This is a genomic window from Pseudomonas flexibilis (assembly GCF_000806415.1).
Lineage (GTDB): Bacteria > Pseudomonadota > Gammaproteobacteria > Pseudomonadales > Pseudomonadaceae > Serpens > Serpens flexibilis.
This window is the reverse complement of record NZ_JTAK01000005.1, coordinates 156011-179798: the sequence shown is the minus strand read 5'-3', so window position 1 is coordinate 179798 and position 23788 is coordinate 156011. Positions and strand designations below refer to the sequence as shown.

General features: G+C 67.2%; 14 protein-coding genes. 3 read left to right on the top strand and 11 right to left on the bottom strand.

Going from position 1 to position 23788, the window contains the following annotated elements:
* Positions 1–50 precede the first annotated feature (50 nt).
* The 9 genes from PT85_RS13055 to PT85_RS13015 all read right to left on the bottom strand — a co-directional run bounded on the left by PT85_RS13055 (position 51) and on the right by PT85_RS13015 (position 17189).
* Complete coding sequence (locus PT85_RS13055) at positions 51–1484, bottom strand: efflux transporter outer membrane subunit (protein WP_039606869.1); 1434 nt, start codon at positions 1482–1484, stop codon at positions 51–53.
* Positions 1484–4570 (bottom strand): efflux RND transporter permease subunit, encoded by a 3087-nt coding sequence (locus tag PT85_RS13050; RefSeq protein ID WP_039606868.1) that lies wholly within the window; start codon positions 4568–4570, stop codon positions 1484–1486. The genes PT85_RS13055 and PT85_RS13050 overlap by 1 nt, the downstream gene beginning before the upstream one ends.
* Positions 4567–7674 (bottom strand): MdtB/MuxB family multidrug efflux RND transporter permease subunit, encoded by a 3108-nt coding sequence (locus PT85_RS13045; RefSeq protein ID WP_039606867.1) that lies wholly within the window; start codon positions 7672–7674, stop codon positions 4567–4569. The genes PT85_RS13050 and PT85_RS13045 overlap by 4 nt, the downstream gene beginning before the upstream one ends.
* A complete protein-coding gene (locus tag PT85_RS13040) occupies positions 7671–8882 on the bottom strand; it encodes an MdtA/MuxA family multidrug efflux RND transporter periplasmic adaptor subunit (protein WP_052237677.1) in 1212 nt (403 codons plus the stop codon). Before PT85_RS13040 ends, PT85_RS13045 begins: the two co-directional genes overlap by 4 nt.
* Before the next feature lie 162 nt (positions 8883–9044).
* On the bottom strand, positions 9045–9545 hold the full coding sequence (tpx, locus tag PT85_RS13035; protein WP_027591342.1) for a thiol peroxidase: 501 nt from the start codon (positions 9543–9545) through the stop codon (positions 9045–9047).
* A gap of 67 nt (positions 9546–9612) precedes the next feature.
* Positions 9613–10971: an alanine/glycine:cation symporter family protein gene (locus PT85_RS13030; RefSeq protein ID WP_039606866.1), complete on the bottom strand. Its 1359-nt coding sequence runs from the start codon at positions 10969–10971 to the stop codon at positions 9613–9615.
* Between the two features lie 87 nt (positions 10972–11058).
* A complete protein-coding gene (locus PT85_RS13025; RefSeq protein ID WP_039606865.1) occupies positions 11059–14763 on the bottom strand; it encodes a translocation/assembly module TamB domain-containing protein in 3705 nt (1234 codons plus the stop codon).
* Complete coding sequence (locus PT85_RS13020) at positions 14760–16481, bottom strand: autotransporter assembly complex protein TamA (RefSeq protein WP_039606864.1); 1722 nt, start codon at positions 16479–16481, stop codon at positions 14760–14762. Before PT85_RS13020 ends, PT85_RS13025 begins: the two co-directional genes overlap by 4 nt.
* A gap of 54 nt (positions 16482–16535) precedes the next feature.
* Positions 16536–17189: a GNAT family N-acetyltransferase gene (locus PT85_RS13015; RefSeq protein WP_039606863.1), complete on the bottom strand. Its 654-nt coding sequence runs from the start codon at positions 17187–17189 to the stop codon at positions 16536–16538.
* Positions 17190–17297: 108 nt separating this feature from the next.
* On the opposite strand from PT85_RS13015, the gene xthA reads away from it, so the two are divergent.
* The 3 genes from xthA to PT85_RS13000 all read left to right on the top strand — a co-directional run bounded on the left by xthA (position 17298) and on the right by PT85_RS13000 (position 20663).
* The gene (gene xthA, locus PT85_RS13010; protein WP_027591337.1) at positions 17298–18110 is read left to right on the top strand and encodes an exodeoxyribonuclease III; all 813 of its coding nucleotides are present in this window, start codon (positions 17298–17300) and stop codon (positions 18108–18110) included.
* A gap of 101 nt (positions 18111–18211) precedes the next feature.
* Complete coding sequence (locus PT85_RS13005; protein WP_052237676.1) at positions 18212–19540, top strand: substrate-binding domain-containing protein; 1329 nt, start codon at positions 18212–18214, stop codon at positions 19538–19540.
* A gap of 136 nt (positions 19541–19676) precedes the next feature.
* Positions 19677–20663, top strand: a complete 987-nt coding sequence (locus PT85_RS13000) for a TerC family protein (RefSeq protein ID WP_027591336.1) — start codon at positions 19677–19679, stop codon at positions 20661–20663.
* Between the two features lie 56 nt (positions 20664–20719).
* Here PT85_RS13000 and mddA read toward each other — a convergent pair whose 3' ends face one another.
* Both mddA and PT85_RS17515 read right to left on the bottom strand, forming a co-directional pair.
* The gene (mddA, locus tag PT85_RS12995; protein ID WP_037009532.1) at positions 20720–21475 is read right to left on the bottom strand and encodes a methanethiol S-methyltransferase; all 756 of its coding nucleotides are present in this window, start codon (positions 21473–21475) and stop codon (positions 20720–20722) included.
* A 228-nt stretch (positions 21476–21703) separates the two neighbouring features.
* Complete coding sequence (locus PT85_RS17515) at positions 21704–23707, bottom strand: hybrid sensor histidine kinase/response regulator (RefSeq protein ID WP_052237675.1); 2004 nt, start codon at positions 23705–23707, stop codon at positions 21704–21706.
* Positions 23708–23788 lie beyond the last annotated feature (81 nt).

The window sequence follows — 23788 nt, the reverse complement described above, 5'->3', positions numbered from 1 at the left end:
CGCGCTCCGCTGGCGGCCAGACAAAGCGATGCCCCCCTACTTCGCCGCTTTCAAGGCCGCTCGGGGTCGCTCAGTTCCCCACTTTCCCAACCACCACCCAGCGCGGCGATCAGCTGTACGCTCGCACGCAGGCGGTTGCCCAGCAGGCTCAATGCGCTGCGCTCGTTGTTCAGCGCAGCCGCCTGCACGATTACCACACTGTTGAAGTCTACGGTGCCGGCCCGGTACTGGTTCCCAATCAGACGCAAGGATTCGCGCGCGGCAGCCACGGCTTCTTGCTGCAACTGCTGCTCGCGCTCCAGCACACTCAACTCGACCAGGGCGTCCTCCACCTCCCGAAAGGCATCCAGCACCGTCTGCCGGTACTGGGCCACCGTCTGGTCGTAGGCCGCCTCGGCCCGTTCCAGCTCGGCGCGCCGGGCACCGCCATCGAACAGCTCCAGGGCCAACGCCGGTCCCAGGGACCAGTAGCGATTCGGCAGACTGATCCAGTCGGCAAAGCTGCTGCTGCGGTAACCGCCCAGCGCGGACAGGCTGAGATCGGGGAACCAGGCGGTCTTGGCCACGCCGATGCCGGCGTTGGCTGCCATCACGCTGCGCTCGGCCGAGGCCACGTCCGGGCGACGTTCCAGCAGCTGTGACGGCAGCGCCGGCGGAATATTCGGCAATGCGGGGAGCCCGGTGCGAGCGACAATCGAGAAGCCGGCGGGCGGCAGACCGATCAGCACGGCGATCGCATGCTCCAGCTGGGCGCGCTGCCATTCCAGATCGACGGCCTGGGCCTGGGTGCTTTTCAGCTGGGTCAGCGCCTGGCTGACGTCGGATTTCGGCACGATGCCGGCACGGTACTGGTTTTCGGTCAGGCTCAGCGATCGCTGGTAGGCCTCCAGCGTGGCTTCCAGCAGGCGGCGCTGCTCATCAAGCACGCGCAACTGCAGGTAGTTCTGCACCAGTTCGGTCTGCAGGCTGAGCCGCGCGGCGGCCAGGTCCGCCTGGCTGGCCTGGGCGCTGGCGCGTTCCGACTCCAGGGTGCGGCGCAGCCGGCCCCACAGGTCCAACTGCCAGTTCAGGCCCAGATTGGCATCGTAGGAATCCCGTCGACTATCTGACGTCACGCCTTGCTGGGAGCCCGACCCGATGGAGCTGCGCCCGACCTCGACGCCGGCGCTGACGGTCGGATAGAAGGCTGCGCGCGCGCCGCGTACCAGTGCGCGCGCCTGACGATACTGCGCCTCGGCAGCCGCCAAATTCTGGTTGGACACGTTCAGGCGCTCGACCAGCGCATCCAGCTCCCAGTCGTCGTACAGCGACCACCAGGCACCGCGCTCCAAGGCATCGGCGGGGGCTGCCGGCTTCCAGCCCTGCACCTGGCGGTACTGCTCGGGTACGTCCAGTTCGGGACGCTGGTAATCGGGACCCAGGGCACAGGCGCTAAGGCTGCTGGTCAGCAGGGCGAGGGTCAGAAGTCGAAAGGAAGCGTTCATCAGGCGGCATCCACTGCGGTGTGCACGCGCCGGCGGCCGAAGCGCTGGCGCAGGCGGTCGAAATACAGGTACACCACCGGCGTGGTGTACAGGGTAAGCAACTGGCTGAGCAGCAGTCCGCCGACGATGGCCAGGCCCAGCGGCTGGCGCATCTCGCCGCCTTCGCTGCTGTCCAGCAGCAGCGGCAGCGCGCCGAGAATCGCCGCCAGGGTGGTCATCAGGATCGGCCGGAAGCGCAGCAGGCAGGCCTCGCGGATAGCGGCCAGCGACTCGCGTCCCTCGCGCTCCAGCTGCAGGGCCAGGTCGATCATCAGGATGGCGTTCTTCTTGACGATGCCGATCAGCAGGAACAGGCCGAGCAGCGAGATCAGGCTGAACTGGCCGCCGGTGAGCTGGATGGCGAGCAGAGCACCGACGCCCGCTGAGGGCAGCGTGGAGAGGATGGTCAGCGGATGGACATAGCTCTCGTAGAGCACTCCCAGCACGATGTAGACGATCACCAGCGCGCCGAGAATCATCAGTGGCTGGCCCTGCTGGGTCTGCTGCAGCATGCCGCCGGTGCCACCGATCAGCCCCTGCACCTCGGTGGGCAGGCCAACCCGCGCCACCGCCTCGTTGATCGCCGCCACGGCCTGATCGGCGCTGTAACCCGGCGCCACCGAGTAGCCGATGCTCTCCGCGGCGAACTGGCTCTGGTGACTGACGCGGTCCTCTTCCAGGCTGCGCTCCCAGCGCGAAAAAGCGGACAGCGGCACGCGGCTGCCATCGGCGGCGATCACCTGCACCCGGTCCAGGGCCTCGGGGTGCTGGGCATGGCGCGGATCGATCTCCATCACCACGCTGTACTGGTTGAGAGTGTCGTAGATGGTGGAAATCTGCCGCTGGCTGAAGGCGTTGTTCAGCACGCTGGTCACCATGGCCATGTCCACGCCCAGGCGCTTGGCGGTTTCGCGATCCACCTGCAGGGTGATCTGCTGGGCGCCCTCGCCCTCGCTGGCGTCAATATCGGTGAGCTGCGGCAAGGCACGCAGCGCCTCGCGCACCCTGGGCAGCCAGATGCGCAGGTCGTCGAGGTCGCTGGCCAGCAGCACGAATTCGTTTTCCGTGCTGCGCTGGCGGCCGCCGATCTGCAGGTCCTGGTTGACCATCATGAACAGCCGCGCGCCGGGAATCTTCGGCAGCTCGCGACGCAGCCGATCGACTACCGCCTGCGCGCCGATGCGCCGTTCGGCCAGCGGCTTGAGGCGCACCATCATGAAGGCGTTGTTGATACCGCCACTGCCACCGATGAAGCCGGCCACGCTTTCCACCGCCGGGTCGGTCAGCACCGCCTGGCGAAACTGTTCCATCTTCGGCTGCATCACCTGGAAGGACAGGCCGTCATCACCGCGGATCATGCCCATCAGCAGGCCGGTGTCCTGCTGCGGCAGGAAGGTCTTGGGCACTGCCACGTAGAGATAGACGTTCAGGGCGATGGTGCCCAGCAGCAGGAGCAGCATCAGACGGGTGTGGCGCAACGCCCAGTCCAGGCTGCGCGCATAGCCGGCAAGCACCCTGCCCTGCAGGTGCTTGCCGGCACGTTGCAGGCGCCCCGGCTCGCGGGATGTCTCGGCCTTGAGCCAGCGCGCGCAGAGCATCGGCGTGAGGGTCACCGAGACCAGCAGGGAAATCAGGATGGCCGCCGCCAGGGTCAGCGAGAACTCGCGGAACAGCCGCTCGACGATGCCGCCCATGAACAGGATGGAGATGAATACCGCGACCAGCGAGAGGTTCATCGACAGCAGCGTGAAGCCCACCTCCTTCGCCCCCTTCAGTGCCGCCGCCAGCGGCTTTTCGCCGTTCTCGATATGCCGGGCGATGTTCTCCAGCACCACGATGGCGTCGTCGACCACCAGGCCGGTGGCGACGATCAGTGCCATCAGCGACAGGTTGTTCAGCGAAAAGCCCCACAGGTACATGGCCGCGAAGGTGCCGATCAGCGACACCGGCACCGCCAGTGCCGGAATCAGCGCCGCCCGCCAGTGGCCGAGGAAGGCGAACACCACCAGGATGACCAGTCCCACGGCGATCAGCAGGGTGCGTTCGGCCTCGCGCAGGGTGGCGCGGATCACCGACGAACGTTCCATCGCCACGTCCAGCTCGAGGCTGGCGGGAATCACCGCACGCAGCGCCGGCAACTGGGCGTTGATGGCCTCGATCGTCTCCAGGATGTTGGCACCGGCCTGGCGGTTGATCACCACCAGCACGGCTTCCTGGTCGTTGTAGAAGCCGCTGTTGTAGCGGTCTTCCACCGCGTCGCGCACGCTGGCCACGTCGCCCAGGCGGATCGCCGCGCCGTCCTGGTAGCGGATGATCAGGGGGATGTACTCGGCGGCCGTGCGCAGCTGGTCGTTGGCCTGGATCTGCCAGTGGCGCCGGTCGTCCGCGACGGCGCCCTTGGGGCGCTGCTGATTGGCGTCGGCGATGGCCCGGCGCACCTCGTCCAGCGCCACGCCGTACTGGTCCAGCAGCCGGGGCTGCAGCTCGATGCGCACCGCCGGCAGCGAGCTGCCGCCGACCTGCACTTCGCCCACCCCAGGCACCTGGGAGAGCTTCTGGCCGACGATGGAGCTGGCGATGTCGTACAGCTCGCCCTGCCCCAGCACCGGTGAGGTGAGCGACAGCACCATGATCGGCGCCTGGGCGGGGTTGATCTTGTTGTAGGTGGGCATGCTGCGCATGCCGCTGGGCAGCAGCGGCCGCGCCTCGTTGATGGCCGCCTGCACCTCGCGGGCGGCGGCGTTGATGTCGCGGTCCAGGTCGAACACCAGGATGATGCGGGTGTTGCCCTGACTGCTGCGGCTGGTCATCTCGTTGATGCCGGCGATGCCGCCCAGCGCCCGCTCCAGCGGCGTGGCCACGGTGGACGCCATGATCTGCGGACTGGCGCCCGGCAGGCTGGCCTGCACGGTAATGGCCGGGAAATCCATGTTCGGCAGCGGCGACACCGGCAGCAGGCCGAAGCTCAGCGCGCCGACCAGCAGGATAGCCAGGCTGATCAGCAGCGTGGCCACCGGTCGGACGATGAACGGCGCCGAGAGGTTCATGACCGGGCGCCGTCCGCGGCGACTCCCGCCGCGCTACGCCCGGTGAGGCGCCGGCTCAGGCGGTCGAAGTACAGGTAGATCACCGGCGTGGTGAACAGGGTCAGCAACTGGCTGAGCAGCAGGCCGCCGACCAGCACCAGGCCCAGCGGCTGGCGCAGCTCCGCGCCCGAGCCGGTGGCGAACATCAGCGGAATGGCGCCGAACAGCGCGGCCAGCGTGGTCATCAGGATCGGCCGGAAGCGCAGCAGCGCCGCCTGGTGGATGGCGGCCTGCGGGGCCATGCCCTGATTGCGCTCCGCCTCCAGCGCGAAGTCGATCATCATGATGGCGTTCTTCTTGACGATGCCGATCAGCAGGATGATGCCGATGATGGCGATCAGCCCCAGGTCGTTGCCGGTGAGCAGCAACGCCAGCAGCGCGCCGACCGCCGCCGACGGCAGCGTGGAGAGGATGGTGATCGGGTGGATGTAGCTCTCGTAGAGCACGCCGAGCACGATGTACATGGTCACGATGGCCGCCAGGATCAGCAGCAGCGTGCTGGACAGCGAGGCGCGGAAGGCCTGCGCGGCGCCCTGGAACTGGCGAACGATGCCGGCCGGCAGACCGATGTCCTGTTCGGCCTGCTCGATCACCGCCACCGCTTCGCCCAGGGACACGCCCGGGGCCAGGTTGAAGGACAGGGTCACCGCCGGGAACTGGCCGATGTGGTTGATGAGCAGCGGCGTGGCCCGCTCTTCGAGGCGCACCAGCGCCGACAGCGGCACCTGGCCGCCGTCGCGGGTGGCCAGGTGCACCTGGCGCAGCGCCTGGGGCCCCAGGCGGTCGGCGCCGGCGGTTTCCAGCACCACGCGGTACTGGCTGGCCTGGGTGTAGATGGTGGAGATCTGCCGCTGGCCGAAGGCGTCGTACAGCGCATCGGTGATGTCCGCGACACTGATGCCCAGGCGTGCTGCGACATCCCGGTCGATGTCCAGGAACAGCTGCAGCCCCCGATTCTGCAGGTCGCTGGCCACATCGCTCAGCTCCGGGCGCGCGCGCAGGGCCTCGACCAGGCGCGGTGTCCACTCCTCCAGCAGCGCGTCATCCGGCGATTCCAGGCTGAACTGGAACTGGGTGCGACTGACCCGGTCTTCGATGGTCAGGTCCTGCACCGGCTGCAGGTACAGCTCGATGCCGGGAATCGCCGCCAGCTGCGGGCGCAGGCGCTCGATCACGTCGCTGGCGGTCACGTTGCGTTCGGTATGCGGGATGAGGTTGATCAGCAGGCGGCCGCTGTTCAGGGTCGGATTGTCGCCATCCACGCCGATGTACGAGGACAGGCCGGCCACTGCCGGGTCCCGCAGGATCACCTCGGTCAGGCGCTGCTGGCGCTCGCTCATGGCCTGGAAGGAAATGCTCTGCGGCGCCTCGGAAATGCCCTGGATCAGGCCGGTGTCCTGCACCGGGAAGAAGCCCTTGGGCACCACCAGATACAGCAGCACGGTCAGGCCCAGGGTGGCGACGGCCACCAGCAGGGTCAGCGGCTGATGACGCAGCACCCAGTGCAGGCCTCGGTCGTAGGCGGCGATCATGCGGTCGATGACGTCGCCGGCGGCGCGGTAGAAGCGCCCCTGGTCGTCCTCGCGCTCCTGGCGCAGGAAACGCGCACACATCATGGGCGTGAGGGTCAGCGATACCACCAGCGAAATCAGGATGGCCACCGCCAGGGTGATGGCGAACTCGCGGAACAGACGTCCCACCACGTCTTCCATGAACAGCAGGGGAATCAGCACGGCGATCAGCGAGAAGGTCAGCGAGATCAGCGTGAAGCCGATCTGTTTCGCACCCTTGAGCGCGGCCTGCAGCGGTGTTTCGCCCTCCTCCAGATGGCGGGCGATGTTCTCCAGCATGACGATGGCGTCATCCACCACGAAGCCCGCCGCCACGGTCAGCGCCATCAGGGTCAGGTTGTTGATGGAGAACCCCGCCAGGTACATGACCGCGAAGGTGCCGATCAGCGACAAGGGCACGGCGATGGAGGGTATCACCGTGGCCGCCAGCCGACGCAGGAACAGGAAGGTGACCAGCACCACCAGGCACACCGCCAACAGCAGCTCGAACTGCACGTGGCTGACGGCGGCGCGAATGGTCTGGGTGCGGTCGGTGAGCACCGTCACGTCCAGGTTGGCCGGCAGGCTGGCGCTGATCTGCGGCAGCAACTGCTGGATGCGGTCGACCACCTCGATGACGTTGGCACCCGGTTGGCGCTGGATGTTAAGCAGCACCGCGCCATTGCGGTTGGCCCAGGCGGCCAGGCGTTCGTTCTCGGCGCCGTTGACGATGCTGGCCACGTCCTTCAGGCGCAGGGCGGCGCCGTTCTGGTAGCTGAGGATCAGCTCGGCGTATTCCTCGGCGGAGCGCAGCTGGTCGTTGGCATCCAGCTGCGACACGCGGGTCGGGCCGTCGAAGTTGCCCTTGGGCTGGTTGACGTTGGAGGCACCGATCAGCGCGCGCACATCGGCGAGGTTCAGCCCGTAGGCGGCCAGCGCCTCGGGATTGACCCGGATACGCACCGCCGGCCGCTGGCCGCCGGCCAGGCTGACGAGGCCGACACCGCTGATCTGCGCCAGTTTTTGCGCCATGCGGGTGTCCACCAAGTCATGCACCCGGTATAGCGGCATACTGGGCGAGGTGATGGCCAGGGTCATCACCGGGGTGTCCGCCGGGTTGACCTTGTTGTACACCGGCGGGGACGGCAGGTCGTTGGGCAGCAGGTTGCTGGCCGCGTTGATGGCGGCCTGCACTTCCTGTTCAGCGACATCCAGTTCGACGTCCAGGCTGAAGCGCAGGGTAATTACAGAGGCGCCGCCTGAGCTGGTCGAGGACATCTGCTCCAGGCCGGGCATCTGGCCGAACTGGCGCTCCAGCGGCGCAGTCACCGCACGGGTCATCACCTCCGGGCTAGCGCCCGGATACAGCGTCATGACGCGGATGGTCGGGTAGTCCACCTCGGGCAGCGCGGAAACCGGCAGCAGCCGGTAGGCGATCAGTCCACTGAGGAAGATGGCCACCATCAGCAAGGTGGTGGCCACCGGACGCAGGATGAAGGGCCGCGAGATGTTCATGCGTCGCGCTTGGCGGTGGCCGCCGGCAAGCTCTCGATCACCTGCACGGGCGAACCGTCGCGCAGGCGGTCGGTGCCTTCCAGCACCAGGCGCTCGCCGGGCTGCACCCCGGCCTCGATGAGCGTCAGCTCACCACTGCTGGGCCCTGCGGTGACCTGGCGCAGCTCGACGGTGTCGCCCTCGCCCACTACATAGACGAAGGTGCCGCGCGAACCGTATTGCAGCGCTGCGGCGGGAATCAGCAGAGCCTGTTGGCGGGTGCTGACCCGCAGGCGCACATTGACGAACTGGTTGGGAAACAGGCGCTGGTCGGCATTGGCGAAGCGGGCCTTGAGACGCAGGGTGCCGGTGGCCGTGTCGATCTGGTTGTCGAGGCTTGCCAGTTGCCCTTGCGCCAATACCTCGCGCTCGGCGCGGTCCCAGGCTTCGACGTTCAGCGTTCGCCCGGCACGCAGTTGCTCCAGCACCGGGGGCAGCTCGCCCTCCGGCAGGGTGAAGCTGACCGCGATGGGCTCGGTCTGGGTGATGCTGACCAGCACGGTGCTGTCATTGCTGGTCAGCAGGTTGCCCAGATCCACCTGGCGCAGGCCGAGGCGTCCGGAAATCGGCGCGCGGATCTGGGTGAAGTCCAGGTTCAGGCGGGCTTCCTCGACGCTGGCCTGCTGAACCTTGAGCTGTCCCTGGTACTGGGCGACCAGCGCCTGCTGGGTGTCCAGGGTCTGGCGGGCGATAGAGTCTTCCTGGTACAGGCCCTCATAACGGGCCAGGTCGATCTCGGCATTCTTCAGCTGGGCGCGGGTCTGCTGCAGCTGACCTTCGGCCAGGCGCAGCGCCGTCTCGTAGGGACGCGGATCGATCACCGCCAGCAGATCGCCGGCCTTGACGCGTTGGCCTTCTTCGAACAACACCTTGACCAGCTCACCGCCCACCCGCGTCCGTACGTTCGCGGTGTTGTACGCGGTGACCGTGCCCAGCGCGCGCAGCTCGATGGGGAAGTCACCCCGGGTCACCGGCGCGACGCGTACTGGCACCGGGCCGCCGAAACCGAAGCGTGCCGGGCCGGCGCCGGGGCCACCCAGTCCACCCGCACCGCTCGGGGCCTTGCCGGCGGGCCACAACCACCAGGCCAGCAGCACGAGCAGAACCAGCAACACCAGCAGCCCGCCACGGCGGAGGTTGCGCGACAGGGTGGAAGGAGACTCGGACATGACGGATTGCGCCTGGGACAAATCGAATGGCCGCACGATAAGGATTGAGCAAGCGCCTGCAAAGGCTCTTTACCGCAGTTTTACCTGCGGCGGGCGCGGGGAATTGTAAGGAGGGGTGAATCGAGGGAAAAAAGCGCCCCGACCAAGCGGGGCGCGGGTGACTCAGCGCAGTACCGCCAGCGCGGCCTGGTAGTCGGGCTCCTGGCCGATTTCCGGAACCAGCTCGCTGTGCAGGACCTTGTCCTGCTCGTCCAGCACCACCACGGCACGGGCAGTCAGGCCGACCATCGGACCATTGGCGATGGCGACGCCATAGTCCTGCAGGAACTCACGACCGCGCATCGTGGACAGGCTGACCACGTTCTGGATGCCTTCGGCACCGCAAAAACGCTTCTGGGCGAACGGCAGGTCGGCGGAAATGCACAGCACCACGGTGTTCTGCAGGCTGGAAGCCTCGGTGTTGAACTTGCGCACCGAGGTGGCACAGGTCGGCGTGTCGATGCTCGGGAAGATGTTCAGCACCTTGCGCTTGCCGGCGAAGCTGGCCAGGGTGACGTCGGCCAGGTCAGTACCGACCAGGCTGAACGCCGGCGCCTGCTGACCGGGCTGCGGCAGGTTGCCGGAAATCTCGATGGGGTTGCCACGCATGGTCACTTGAGCCATTTGCTTGATCCTTCTGGTGGGATTGGGGGATTACCAGGCTGGCAATTTAAGCATGGCAGCGCCCGGATCACACCCGGACGGCTGCCTGCTTGGCGAAATACTCACGGGTCAGGCGCACCACTACCGGGCTCAGTAGCAGCAGCGCGACCAGGTTGGGAATGGCCATCAGCCCATTAAGGGTATCGGCTACTAGCCAGGTGAAGTCCAACTGGGTCAGCGCGCCGATCGGCACCGCCAGCACCCAGATCACCCGGAACGGCCAGATGGCGCGCGTGCCCATCATGAACTCCCAGCATTTCTCGCCGTAGAAGCTCCAGCCCAGGATAGTGGTGTAGGCGAAGGTGACCAGCGCCAGGGTCAGCAGCGCGCCGCCGAAACCCGGCATCGCCGACTCGAAGGCCGCAGCGGACAGCGCCGCCCCGCTCACCCCGCTGGTCCATACGCCGGAGCAGATGATGGCCAGGCCGGTCATCGAGCAGACGATGATGGTGTCGATGAACGTGCCCAGCATGCCGATCAGGCCGGAGCGCACCGCGTTGTCGGTGGTGCCTGCCGCCTGGGCGATGCCCGCGGTACCGAGGCCGGCCTCGTTGGAGAAGATCCCGCGTGCCACGCCATAGCGGATAGCTGCCATGACGGCTGCGCCGGCAAAGCCGCCGGTAGCGGCGATGGGGCTGAAGGCATGCTCGATGATCAGGGCGAAGGCGGCCGGGATGGCGTCCAGGTTGACGATCAGCACCACCAGCGCGGCCAGCACATAGGCCACGCACATGAACGGTACCAGGGCTGCCGCCACCATACCGATGCGACGGATGCCGCCGAGGATCACCAGGCCGGTCAGCAGCATGGCAGCCAGGCCGGTCACCCACAGGGGCACGCTGAACGTGGTTTCCAGCGCGTGCGCCATGCTGTTGACCTGCACCATGTTGCCGATACCGAAACCGGCCAGTCCGCCGAACAGCGCGAAGGCCCCGCCCAGCCAGGCCCACTTGCGGCCCAGGCCATTGCGGATCGCATACATGGGGCCGCCAACGTGCTCGCCCCGTGCGTCCTTCTCGCGGTAATGCACAGCCAGTACCACTTCGCAGTACTTGGTGGCCATACCCACCAGCGCGGTCATCCACATCCAGAACAACGCACCGGGGCCGCCCAGGAAGATCGCGGTGGCCACACCGGCGATGTTGCCGGTACCCACGGTCGCCGCCAGGGTGGTCATCAGCGCCTGGAACGGGCTGATCTCGCCAGTGCCCTCCTCGCCCTTCGCCCGCCCCTGCCACATCAGTCGGAAACCGGGGCCGATCTGCCGCAGCGGCATGAAGCGCAGGTACAGCATCAGGAAGAAGCCTGTGCCCAGAATCAGCACCAGCATCGGCGGACCCCAGACAAGGCCGTTCAATTGATTGACCAGGTTCTGTATCGCTTCCATAGCGTTATCCTTCTTTTTCGACCGGGGAAGAATCGTGCGAATGTCGGCAATCGGCAAGAATTTTCGTGTCGTTTAGCCATCAATCCATCAAAAATCCCGCCGGTAGAAGATGTCGAGGGAGCTGGCCAATCCACTGGCCGCCTCCAGGAAAACCCGGCGGCTGAGACGATAGCGCAGGGACAGGGTGTTCACGGAATCGAACACGCCGACACCGTAGCTGAGGGTCAGGCGGTCGGACAGGCGCCCGCTGGCCACCACGCTTGTCTGGGCGCCACTGCCCTCGGTTTCCAGCAGAAAATCCTTGATGCCCAACTGGCGCGCGATGTTGCCGGTGATACCGGCGCTGCCGGCAAGGCCCAGTCCGATGGCGGCCTGGGCCAGCAAGGCGCCGTCACCCGCACCGTCATCGCCGCTGCCCAGCGGGCGCCCCAGTACCAGATAGGACAGCGCCTGCTCCTGCGCCATGGCCGGCTCGGAAAAGACCTCGACGCGGGGCGCCGCGGCGCTGCCGGTGATACGCAGGCCGGCCACCACGTCATCGACCCGGCGGATAGCCTCCACATCCAGGAACGGCTGGTCGATGGGCCCGACGAACAGCAAGCGAGCCCGTCGGATGGTCAGGCGTTGCCCATAGGCCCGGTAACGGCCCCGCGTCAGGGCCAGTTCGCCCCGGGTATCCAACTGGTCGCCGATATGCACATCGCCGGCCACCTGGGCGGTGAGGCCGAAGCCTGAGAAGTTCAGCTCCTCCTGACCGACTACCACGGTGATGTCCATGCGCATCGGCAGGCCCTCGCCCTTCTCGGCGGGCTCCTCGCCGACCAGCACCACATCCGGCGAGACCTTCACAGTGGAGGGCGGCAGCTCGCGGATGGTGATGTCGCCACGCGGCACCGCAAGGCGCCCGCTGAGCGACAGGCCCTGGGCGGTGAGGGCGATGCGCAGGTCCGGCTCCACTTCCAGTTCGGCGTACGGCGGCATCACCACCGACAGACGGGTGCCGGATAGGCGGATGTCCGCCGCGGGGCGGTCCTGCCAGGTCAGCCAGCCGGCGATCCGCCCTGAGCCGCGAGCACCGCTGCGCCAGTTACCGTCCAGATCCATGCGCTGGCCGCTGATGGTTGCCAGCACCTGGAGGTTCTCCAGGCTGGTCGGCAGCTCCCCCCCGGCCACCAGACCTTCGGTGAGCCGCAGCTGTCCGGTCACTTGCGGCGCTTGCAACGTCCCGCTCAGGCGCCCGTTACCGTTGATCTGGCCCTCCAATTGCCCCACCTGAGGCACGAAGGGACGGGCGACCGCCAGGTTCAGGCCTCGCAGGGTGAAGGTGCCCGCCAGCGGCTTTTCCTCCCCGCGCGGATCAATGCGGGCCTCAAGCTGCAACTCGCCCAGTTGTCCCCCATTGAAGCGGGCCTGCAGATCCACCTGCTCCGGTCTCAGCATGCTGTCCAGGCGCAGTGCCTCATAGGGGAAATCGACCCATTCCTCCTCTTCGCGAAGCCGCAGAACCCCTTGCCCGGCATCCAGCCGGACCTGGCCACGCGGCCCGCCTTCCGGCAGCTCCAGTTCCAGGTAGCCGTTCAGCTCGCCCTGCCACTGGAAATCATCGGGCAGCCAGCGCGCCAGGCTGGCCAGGTCGAAGTCGCGCAACTGGTAGCGCAGGCTCGGCTCCGGCATCAGCCGCTGCTCGCCCTCCCCGCACAGGCTGGCAGCGCCCGAACGCCAGCATTGCGCCCCGAGCACCAGGCGACCGTCCGCAAAACGCTCCAGGGTTGCAGGCGCCTGCAACCGCCAGCGTTGCTCCTGTGCCGACAGCTGCGCCTCCTCGAGCCGCCCCTGCCAGTGCCAGCCCGCGTCGCTCTGGGCCAGGCGCCCGGACAGACCCAGTTTGGCCTCCAGCACATCGCCGGTCAGTTGCAGCGCCACTGCCTGGGTATCCAGATCGCCGTTTCCAGTCAGCGTCAGGCGCCCCCAGTCGGTGTCACCGCTGCGCAAGCCTTCAGCGACGAGGTCGAGGCGGGTCTGGTTGCGCTCGATCAGGTTGCCGCGGACATTCAGGCTGTCGACGAACGTTTCACCGTAACCCAAGCGGCGTCCGGCGAGGCTGAGCACTCCCCGTGGCTGTTGCCGCGTGCCGCTCAGGTCAAGGCGGCCCTGTACGGCGCCCCTGAGCTCCGGCCACAACTGGTCAAGACGCGGCAGGGCCAGCTGCAGCTCGGCCGCCAGCTCGCTGCTCAGCAGGCCACGGCCCTGAATACGGTTGTCGCCCAGTTGCACCTCCAGGCGCGGCAGCACCCAGCGCTCACCCTCCACCCGGCCCTGCAGTGCCAGGGTGGTCGGCAGGCGGCGCAGCTCGCCGTCGAGCTGTAGATCAGCTTCGGCCTCGAGGTGGCCGTCCTGCAGTTGCCCCTGGCTGACCAGGCTGCCGTCGAGATTCCCCGGCAGCTCGGCCACCCAGTAGGCAGGGTTCAGCGCGGAAAGCACCAGGCGCGTATTCCAGCGGATGGCGTCGGCAAATCCGAGGCTCAGCTGGCCCGCGGCGCTGCCCTGCCCGGCGTCCAGGCGCAGGGATGGCAGGTGCACTTCACCAAGGTTGCCGCTCACCGGGCTGGACAGGCTGAACGGCCCTGCCGGGCCGTCGAGATCGCTGCTGAAGTTACCCAGGTAACTGCCATCCAGATAACTGAGATCGGCGTCCAGGCGCCGCAGCGTCACCGGCGGCGGCTCCATGGGATACAGGCGCAGCCAGGGAAAATCCCGCCATTGCAGGTGGGCTTCGGCGCTCAGCGCCTCGCTCCAGTCGAGCGAGCCCTCCAGTTGCACGGACTGCTCGCCGCCGGCCTGCAGGCGCACTTGATTGATCTGCGCACCCGTGGCGCTCACCAGAGCGTTGAGCACCAGGGCGACCGGCCCCTCATCAGCGGGCAGCTGCGCGCCGCCCGTGATGCGGTAGCCGGCGTCCAGCGCGCCTTCGGCCTGCAGGCGAACCTGATTGAGCATCAGGGTGTCGGGTAGCGCGCTACTGGCCTTGAAGCCGCTGGCAGTCAGCAGCAGACTGGCGGGCAGATCGGGTTGCAGCGGCTGGACGTTGCCCTCCAGGCGCCCCTGCAGGTAGCCGCCGCTGTCGACGACCAGGCGCAACCTGCCCTGCAGTTCGCCTTCTGCCTGCAGGGCCAGGGCCCAGGGACGATCATCAGGCGCGGGCAGGATCAGGTTGCCGTTGAGCTGTACGGGCCACTGGCCGCTCGGCTTGACATGCCCCGTAGCGACCAGCCGCAATGCGTCCCCCTGCGCCACCCGCAGCGTTTCGATGCGCAGGCCCTGTTCGTTCCAGTTGGCGCTCAGCTGCAGGTCATGCAGCAGCTCGTTGCCGTTGAGCGACAGGTTGCCGATGGCCGCCTGGCGCAGCTCGATGCGCAAGGGCAGGTTCAGCTCCGGTAGCTGAACGGCCTGCGGTTCGCGTGGGGCTTCCTCGGCAGACGGCGGGAAGACCAGCTGCACGTCCTCGGCACCGAGGTGCTTGATGCACAGGCGCAGCTGGAACAGGCAGCGAAGCGACCAGTCCAGGCGAGGTGCGACCAGGGTGACGTGCTGGTCGTCCTGCCGCCATTCCACATGATTGGCCCGCCAGCTGCCGCCCAGACGGCCCTCGAAGCCCTCAACCTGCAGACCTGGCACCTGGCCCAGCACCCAGCGACTGCCGGCAGTCGTACCCAGCACCATGGCAACCGCCAGGGCAAGCAACAGCAGACAGATCAGCAGAGCCAGCAGGCTCCCCTTGACTACGCGATTCACAACTCAGGCCCCATGGAGAAGTGCAGGCGCACGCCACCCGTGCCGTCCAGCGGATGCGCCAGGTCCAGACGCAGCGGGCCGACCGGCGACACCCACCGCACCCCGAAACCCACCCCGCTCTTCAGCGAGGGAATCTCCAGCGAATTGAAGGCGTTGCCATGGTCGGCGAAAGTCGCCAGGCGCCAGGTCGGTGTCAGGGCGAACTGGTACTCGCCACTGACCGCCAGCATGTAGCGGCCACCGACGCGGTCGCCCCGGGAGTTGGTGGGCGACAGGCTCTGGTAGTCGTAGCCGCGCACGCTCTGGTCACCGCCAGCGAAGAAGCGCAGCGACGGCGGCACCGAGGCGTAGTCGTCGGTTTCAGTGCCGCCGACCTGCACCCGGCCGAGAAAGCGGTGCCGCTCGGCCAGGGTGATCAAGCCACGCAGGCCGACTTCGCCCCTCACCACACTGGCATCCGAACCCAGGCCTTCCTGGGCACCGGCCAGCTCGAACTGCACCCGGTAGCCGCGGTTGGGGTCGAGCCGGTTGTCGCTCTTGAGATAGGAGTAGGCAATGCCGGGCATCAACAGCGTACTGATGCCCGAATCATCACCCAGCCGATATTCCTCATGCTGCCATTTGAGCGACAGCACGCGCTGCCAACCGTTGGGGCGCCGGCTGTGCCACTCCGGGCCGACGGTGATCAGCTTGCTCAGGCTATCGGTATCGGCCAGTTCCTCGTACTGGTAGCCGCCCGCCAGGCGCAGCTTGTCGGTGAGCGGCTTGTCGCCCGGCATGTCATACCAGAGCCCGACGTTCTGCCGCGGGGCGGACCACTCGGTGTCGATGCCATAGCTGTGGCCTTGGGGATTGCGCCAATGGCGGGTCCACTCGAAGCGCCCCCGCGGGCCGACGTCCGTGGAATAGCCCAGGCCCACACCGAAGGTGCGTGGCTTGCGGGTATCCAGGCGCACCTCCACCGGGATCTCGCCGGCCTGCGCCAGGCTGGGCGCGGCGTCCACGCGGATGCTTTCGAAGTAGCCGCTGCCCTGCAGATTCTGGTGCAGCTCGGCGATCAGTTCGCTGTCGTAGGGCGTACCCGGCTCGAAGGGCAGCATGCGTCGCAGCAGCTGATCCTCGAAGGGGTATTCGCCCGTGAAGGTGATTTCGCCGAAACGATGACGCTCGCCGCTCTGGTAGATCAGTTCGATGTCCGCATGGCCCGCGACCGGGTCCACCAGGATGCGCTGCTGCACAAAGCGTCCGGCAAAGTAACCGAAGCGCGCCGCCTGGCTTTCGATGCGGCCCTTCACCGCCTCGTAATCACCGTGGTTGAGCACCTGCCCCGGGCGCAGGCGCTCCAGATCGGGCTTTTGGAAACCCGCCTGACTGGCGGCGGGACCTTCGATGCGCACCGTGACATCGCGCAGGCGCACCGGCTCGCCGGCGTCGATGCGTACCGTCAGGCGCGGCGTCGCGGAGGTGCTCACCTCGGTGCGAATCTGCGCACGGTAGTACCCCAGCGCTTCGGCGGCCTGGCGCGCCTGCGCGCCGGCAATGCGGCTCAGACGCATCAGTTCGTCACGGTCCTTGCCATCCAGCTCGCCGATGTAACCCTCGACGTTCGCCTTGAGGTCCGGGTTCTGCGGGGTGATGCGCACGCGCAGCTGGTCGGCCAGCGCGGGTCCTGCCAGCAGGTACAGCAGCAGGCTCCATCCTGCTCCATGCCGCCTCATCGGGGACCATAAGACCACAGGCTCGATTTCTCCGCGAAAGGTATCAGCCGCGCGCTATCCGGAGACGCCAGCCAGGGGTTGGGGATTGGGGTGGAAGAATACATGTTCTCGCACCGGGCCGACGGCCACCTCGCCGATTTCCCGGTAGCCGTTGCGCCGGTAGAACTCCAGATACTGCTGGTTGCCGGTATCCAGCACGATGCCATGCGACTGACTGTCCTGGGCGCACCAGTCATGTAGCGCGGCCAGCAGCCGCTCGCCATAGCCGCGGCCCTGGTAGTCGGGCAGCACCCCGAGCAGTGGCAGCAGATGATGGGGGCCGGTCGGCACGCAGGCCATCACCGCCTCATGGAATTCCAGATAGCGGCGTGTGGCCCGGCGCCCCGCGCCCAGCAGCATGCGCAGCCGCCAACCCCAGCTTTCCGTCACTTCCAGCCGCCGCTCCGGCGGGGCGACCAGGGCGATGCCGATCAGCCGGTCGTTCTGCACCAGCCCCAGCGCCGGGCGGTGCTCGGCGATGTGATTGCGCAACAGCTCGCGCAACGTGGTGCGCAGCCGGTGGTCGTAGCCAGGGCGGCTGGCGTCCATCAGCCAGCGAAAGGTCGGATCGTTGCGGTACGCCCTGAACAGCAACGAGGCGGCTTCCGGGCCATAGCTGCTGTCCAGCAGGCAGACCTCGGCAGATTCGGCGGCTTGGCTGGCAGACATGCGGTCTCACTCCTTGGTCGGTTCTGCTGCGACCCTAGCAGCGGGCTCGGGTGGCCGCCAGAAGGCCCCTTGGGCTAGCATCGCGTTTTTCACTCGGGGCCTGCCGTCATGAAGTTCGTTTCGTTCAACATCAATGGCCTGCGCGCCCGACCGCACCAGTTGGAGGCGCTGATCGAGAAGCATCAGCCCGATGTGATCGGCTTGCAGGAGACCAAGGTGTCCGACGAGCAGTTCCCGCTGGAGGCGGTCCAGGCGCTGGGCTACCACGTGCATTTCCACGGGCAGAAGAGCCATTACGGCGTGGCCCTGCTGTCGCGTCAGGCACCGCTGACCGTCTTCAAGGGCTTCCCCTGGGACGGCGAGGAGTCGCAGCGGCGCCTGATCGGCGGCAGCTTCGCGATGGCCGACGGGCAGATCGTCCATGTGCTCAACGGCTATTTCCCCCAGGGCGAGAACCGCGACCATCCTGTGAAGTTTCCCGCCAAGACGCGCTTCTATGCCGACCTGCAGCGACTGCTCGAAGAACAGTACCGCCCCGACCAGCCGCTGGTGGTCATGGGCGACTTCAACATCTCGCCGCAGGACTGCGATATCGGCATCGGCGCGGAGAATGCCAAACGCTGGCTGCGCACCGGCAAGTGCAGCTTCCTGCCCGAGGAGCGCGAGTGGATGGAGCGCCTGAAGGCGTGGGGCCTGGTAGACAGCTTCCGGCAGCTGCACCCCGAGGTGCATGACCGTTTCAGTTGGTTCGACTATCGCAGTCGCGGCTTCGAGGACGATCCGCGTCGCGGCCTGCGCATAGACCTGGTCCTGGCCTCGAAGGCCCTGGAAAGTCGCTTCCGGGACGCCGGCGTCGACTACGACCTGCGCGGCATGGAAAAACCGTCCGACCATGCGCCGATCTGGCTGGAAATCGCCTGATACGAACCGGTTCGCACCCGCGCCGCTTGTCACTGCGCTGTAACGCAACCGTCATCTGGCGACTCTAGCCTTGCGCGGCATCATCCTGCCGGAGTCGCCGCATGTCGCTGTTGCGTGCCTTGCTTGCCGTTTCGCTGATTTCCGGTTGCGCGCTGAGCGTCGCCAGTCCGCAGCCCGCCACCCTGCTGAATATCCAGGGCTCCAATACCGTTGGCGCGGCCCTGGCGCCGGCCCTCATCGAGGGGCTGTTCCGCCAGCAGGGTTTCAGCGTCATCACCCGCCGGCCGGGGCGACAGGAGAACGAACAGACGATACAGGCGCGCAAGCCCGACGGAAGCTGGGTCGGCATCGCGGTCGTCGCCCATGGCTCCAGCACCGGCTTTCGGGCGTTACGCGAAGGCAGTGCCCAGCTGGCAGCGTCGTCTCGACCGGTGAAGGACAGCGAGGCGGATGCGCTCGCCCGTCGCGGCGACCTGCGCTCGGCGGCCGCCGAGCAGGTCATCGCGATCGATGGCCTGGCCATCATCGTGCACCCTACCAATCCGCTACGTACCCTGGATGTGGATCAACTGGCAGCGCTGTTCTCCGGGGAGCTGCGCTCCTGGCGGCAGCTGGGCGGCGCGGATGCGCCGGTGCGCCTGTATGCCCGCGATGACCAGTCCGGCACCTACGACACCTTCAAGGAACTGGTGCTGGCGCCCCAGGGCAGAAAACTGGACGCGGCCGCGCAGCGCTTCGAATCGAATGATCGGCTGGCCGAGGCCGTGCTGGCGGATCCCCAGGGGATCGGTTTCGTCGGCCTGGCCTCCGTGGGCAGAACCCGCGCCCTGGCCATTTCCGCCGGCGGCGCCCAGGCACTGCTGCCCAGCCCGGACAGCATCGCCACGGAGGATTACCCGCTGGCCCGTCGCCTGTTCCTGTACCGAGCACCGGACGACAACAACCCCTGGGCGCAGACGCTGATCGATTTCGCCCAGAGTGCCGAGGGCCAGCGCATCGTCGAGCAGGTGGGCTTCATCGGTCAGGCCGTGCGCGCCATCCCGGTCGAGGCGCACGCCGACCTGCCCGTCGACTACCGCCAGCTGGCGCAAGCCGGCCGACGCCTGTCGGTCAATTTCCGCTTCCAGGAAGGCAGCGCCCAGCTGGACAACAAGGCGGTGCGTGACCTGCTGCGCGTGCGCGACTATCTGGACGCCCACACCGGTGACGATGCACAACTGGTCCTGGTGGGGTTCGGCGATGCCAAGAGCGACCCTGGCCGCGCCCGCCTGCTGTCGCGCCTGCGGGCCGAGACGGTGCGCCGCGCGCTGTCGCGCCTCGGCGTGACTCATACCCAGGTCCTGGGCATCGGCGACGACCTGCCGGTGGCCGACAACCAGGCCGAATCCGGGCGCATCCGCAACCGGCGGGTGGAGGTGTGGGTTCGCTGAATCCCACCGTTGCAGACGGCAGCGGACAGGCTTAGGCTATGCGCCGCACTGACGCCGGGCCCCTCTGGCGGTGGGTTTCCCACCGCGATGTCGGAGTCAGCTGTTTCCGACAATCCGATGCTGGAGGGCCTGACCGATGCATCCGTTCGACTTTCTCACCACCCCCTTCCTGGGCACCCCCGCCTGGTTCTGGCTGGGCTTCCTGGCCATTGTCATCCTGCTCTTGGTCCTCGACCTCGGCGTCCTGCACCGCGAAGAGCGCGAAATCGAAATGCGCGAGAGCTTGCTGCTCTACAGCGGCTATTTCAGCGTGGGCGTGCTGTTCGGCGTGTGGGTGTGGTTCGAGCTCGGCGCGCAGAGCGCCATGGAGTTCTACACCGGCTTTCTGGTGGAACAGTCGCTGTCCATGGACAACGTGTTCGTGATGGCGATGATCTTCGGTGCCTTCAGCATCCCGCGTCGCTATCAGCACCGGGTGCTGTTCTGGGGCATCATCGGCGTGGTGGTGCTGCGCGCCATCATGATCGGCCTGGGTACCGCGCTGGTGAAGGAGTTCGAGTGGGTGCTCTACCTGTTCGGCGCCTTCCTGCTGCTGTCCGGGGTGAAGATGCTCTTCCAGAAGGAAGAGGAGGAGCACCCGGACCTGGAAAACAACCGCATGATCCGCTTCGTGCGCCGCCACATCCGCATGACCGACACCCTGCACGAAGGCCGCTTCTTCGTGCGCCTGAAGCCGGCGGGCGCCGAGCGTGCCCTGCTCTACGCCACGCCGCTGTTCCTCTGCCTGGTGCTGATCGAGCTGGCCGACCTGGTGTTCGCGGTGGATAGCGTACCGGCGGTATTCGCCATCACCCAGGACCCGTTCATCGTCTACACCTCGAACATCTTCGCCATCCTCGGCCTGCGTTCGCTGTATTTCGCCCTGGCGGCGCTGATGCACCGCTTCGTGTACCTCAAGTACGCCCTGGCGCTGGTGCTGATCTTCATCGGCGGCAAGATCTTCGCCCACGGTTTCATCGGCAAGGTACCCGCCGTGCTGTCGCTGAGCGTGACCCTCGGCCTGCTGGCCGGTGGCGTGCTCCTCTCGTTGTTCAAGACCCGCGATAAGCCGGCACAGCAGTAAGCGACTCCCGCGAAACGACAAGGGCGCCTCACGGCGCCCTTGTCGTTTCATGCCAATCAGATCGCTTCGTCGAGCGGCTCGGCGGGCGTGCGCAACCGGGGCAGCAGCATCGGCACGCGGCGCCGGTAATCGGCGTATTCCGGGTGCGCGGCGAGCAGGTCGTGCTCCTCGAAGCGGATCGCCGTGAGGATGTAGGCCGCGGTCACCAGGGCGAACAGCATGTGGGTCATGCTCATCTGCGGCGTGCACCAGATGGCGAAGAACCAACCCACATACAGCGGATGCCGCACCAGCCGGTAGGCGGCCGGGGTCTTGAACGCCAGCGGCCGGTAGGCCTGGCCGCGCAGGTGCAGCCAGACCTGGCGCAGGCCGAACAGATCGAAGTGATTGATCAGGAAGGTGCTGTACAGCACCAGCGCCCAGCCGAAGGCGAAGCCGGCGTACATCAGCACTTGGCCGACGGTGCTGTGGATTGACCAGACCTGCCCGCCCAGCGGCTGCCAGAAGCGAAACAGCAGGATCAGCGCCAGGCTGGAGAACAGCACATAGGTGCTGCGTTCGGCGGCCGCCGGGATGATCCGCGTCCACAGCGCCTTGAAGGCCGGCCGCGCCATCAGGCTGTGCTGCACGGCGAACAGGGCCAGCAGTACCAGGTCGATGAGCAGTGCCGGCAGGGACGCCATCCGTGGCGCGCCGTCGATGGTGCGCGGCACGCCGGGCAGATCGCCGACAAAGGCGATGGCGTAGAGGAAGGTGGCGAAGAACACGGCATAGCAGAGGATGCCGTAAGCGAAGATGGCAAGGCGTTTCATCGGAACCTCCCGGGCATCAGCCTGCATGACGCTGGCTTTCGGCCAGGTAGATGAAGAACAACTGGTCAGAATCGAGGTAGGCGCGCAGCCAGTGCATGGCGCGGGTCAGGGATGAGCGGTGCATGGGAACCTCCGGTGACGGCTGCCCTGGGTGGCAGTCGAGGCCAGTATTCGCCCCGTGCGTATCGCGCCGATGTCGGAGTGCTGCCGGTGTGTTGCCGAAGGGTTTCAGCCTGGCAACCGGCTGCTCAGCCAGTCGTGCAGTACCGGCGCGGCCACCGGCTTGTGCAACAGTGTGAGTCCGAGCTGCCGCGCAGTGCGTTCATCGTCCGGATCGCTGAAGCCGCTATGCAGGGCGATTGGCAGGTCCGCACGCACCGCCAGCACCTGCTTGGCCAGCGCTAGGCCGCACAGGCGCGGCATGCTCTGGTCGAGAATCAGCGCATCCCAGGCTCCGGGCTCTGCCAGCAACGCCGTGCGCGCCTGTTCGGCGTCGCTCCAGACGGTGACCTGCAGTCCCCAGTGGCTCAGGCAGTCCTGCAGGTACTCGCCTACCAGCGGATCGTCATCCACCACGCAGACCCGCCCCCGGAGCTGCTCGCGCGGCGTTTCATGGTCGCCGGCCGGCCGGGCCGACACAGCCGGTGAGCCCGGCAGGCCGGGCAGCAGCACCTCGAAGCGGGCGCCCTTCCCCGGCTGGCTGTGCAGCAGGAGGTGACCGCCGTACTCGTGCACCAGACCGTGCACCATGGACAGCCCCATGCCACTGCCCTGCCCCGGCGCCTTGGTGGTGTAGAAGGGTTCGAAGATGGTGTGCTGAACGGACTCGTCGATACCGGGCCCGCTGTCTTCCACACACAGCGCCTGGAAGTCGCCGGCGATGCGTTGCTGACAGGACGCGCACAGGCCGTCCACCAGGCTGCGCGCGTGCAGCGCGATGCGCAGGCGTCCGCTGCCGTTCATGGCGTCGCGGGCGTTGATGCACAGGTTCATCAGCACCTGCTCCAGCTGCAGCGGGTCGACCCGTACTGGCGCGAGACCCTGGCCGAGCTGCAGATCCAGCTCGATGCCGGCCGGCAAGGCGGATTGCAGCAGCGGGCGAAACTCCTCGACCAGCGCGGCCAGCGACACCACGCGGGGCTGACCCCGACTGCCGCGACTGAAGACCAGCATCTGGCGGATCAGGTCGCGGGCCTTCTCGGCCGATTGGCGGATGCGCCCGAGGTAGCGGCCGAGCGGCGCGTCGCCGCGCTCGCCCGCCAGCTCCTCGGCCATCTGCGTGTAGCCGAGCATGCTGGTCAGCAGGTTGTTGAAGTCGTGGGCAATGCCGCCGGTCAGGTGGCCGATGGCTTCCATGCGCTGCGCCTGGCGCAGCTGCTGTTCCAGCGCCGCCCGCTCCACCTCGGCGGCGACCCGCACCGAGAAGATGCGCAGCACAGACTCCACGCGCTCGCGTTCCGGCAACTCGCTCGCATGGCCAACGGCAATCAGCCCCAGCGGACGGACATCGCTGGCGAACAACGGGTAGCCGGCATAGCTGTCGATACGGATGTGCTTCAGCAGCGCATCCAGCGGGTAGCGTTCGCCCAGGCCCCGCGGGATGTACAGGAAGCGCTGGCCGAACACCTCGGCGCACGGAGTGCCCTGCAGCACGTAGTCGAAGTTGTCGATGGCCTCGCCCCGGTAATTGGCCGCCAGGGTGGACAGGTGGGTGCTGTCCGGCCGGCTGGCGTGGCTGACGAAGGCGAAATCCACCTGCAGGGAGGACGCCAGATAGCGCACGGTGGCGGGAAACACCGCGTTGCCGGTGGCCCGCGACACGCCCAGCGCGACATGCCGCAGGGCGTCCTCGGTACGCTTGCGCTCGCTGATGTCGGCGGCGATGCCACCCACGCCCACCACCTGGCCGTGGCTGTCGCAGATCGGAAACTTGGTGGTCAGATAGGTGTACTGGCTCCCCTGCCAGAGCACCTGCTCCTCGACCTCGATGGAGCGCCCCTGCTCGAGCACGCGGCGGTCGTTGCACAGCAGGGCATCGGCGATCTCGCCCGGGAACAGCTGGTGGTCGTCGCGGCCCAGCACCCGCTCGGCAGGTACGCCGAACAGACGCTCGAAGGCCGGATTGACCAGCCGGTAGCGGCCTTCGATGTCCTTGATGAAGATCACCGCGCTGCTGTTGTCGACGATCTGCCGCAGCGGATTGCCCGCTTCAGGCCAGGTGCGCTTGCCCATGACGCCCTCCCCGCGTGCGGTGTCAGTTCAGCGCCAGTATAGGAAGCGCTCCGCCGCCCCGATTGCCCGGAAACCGCGCTG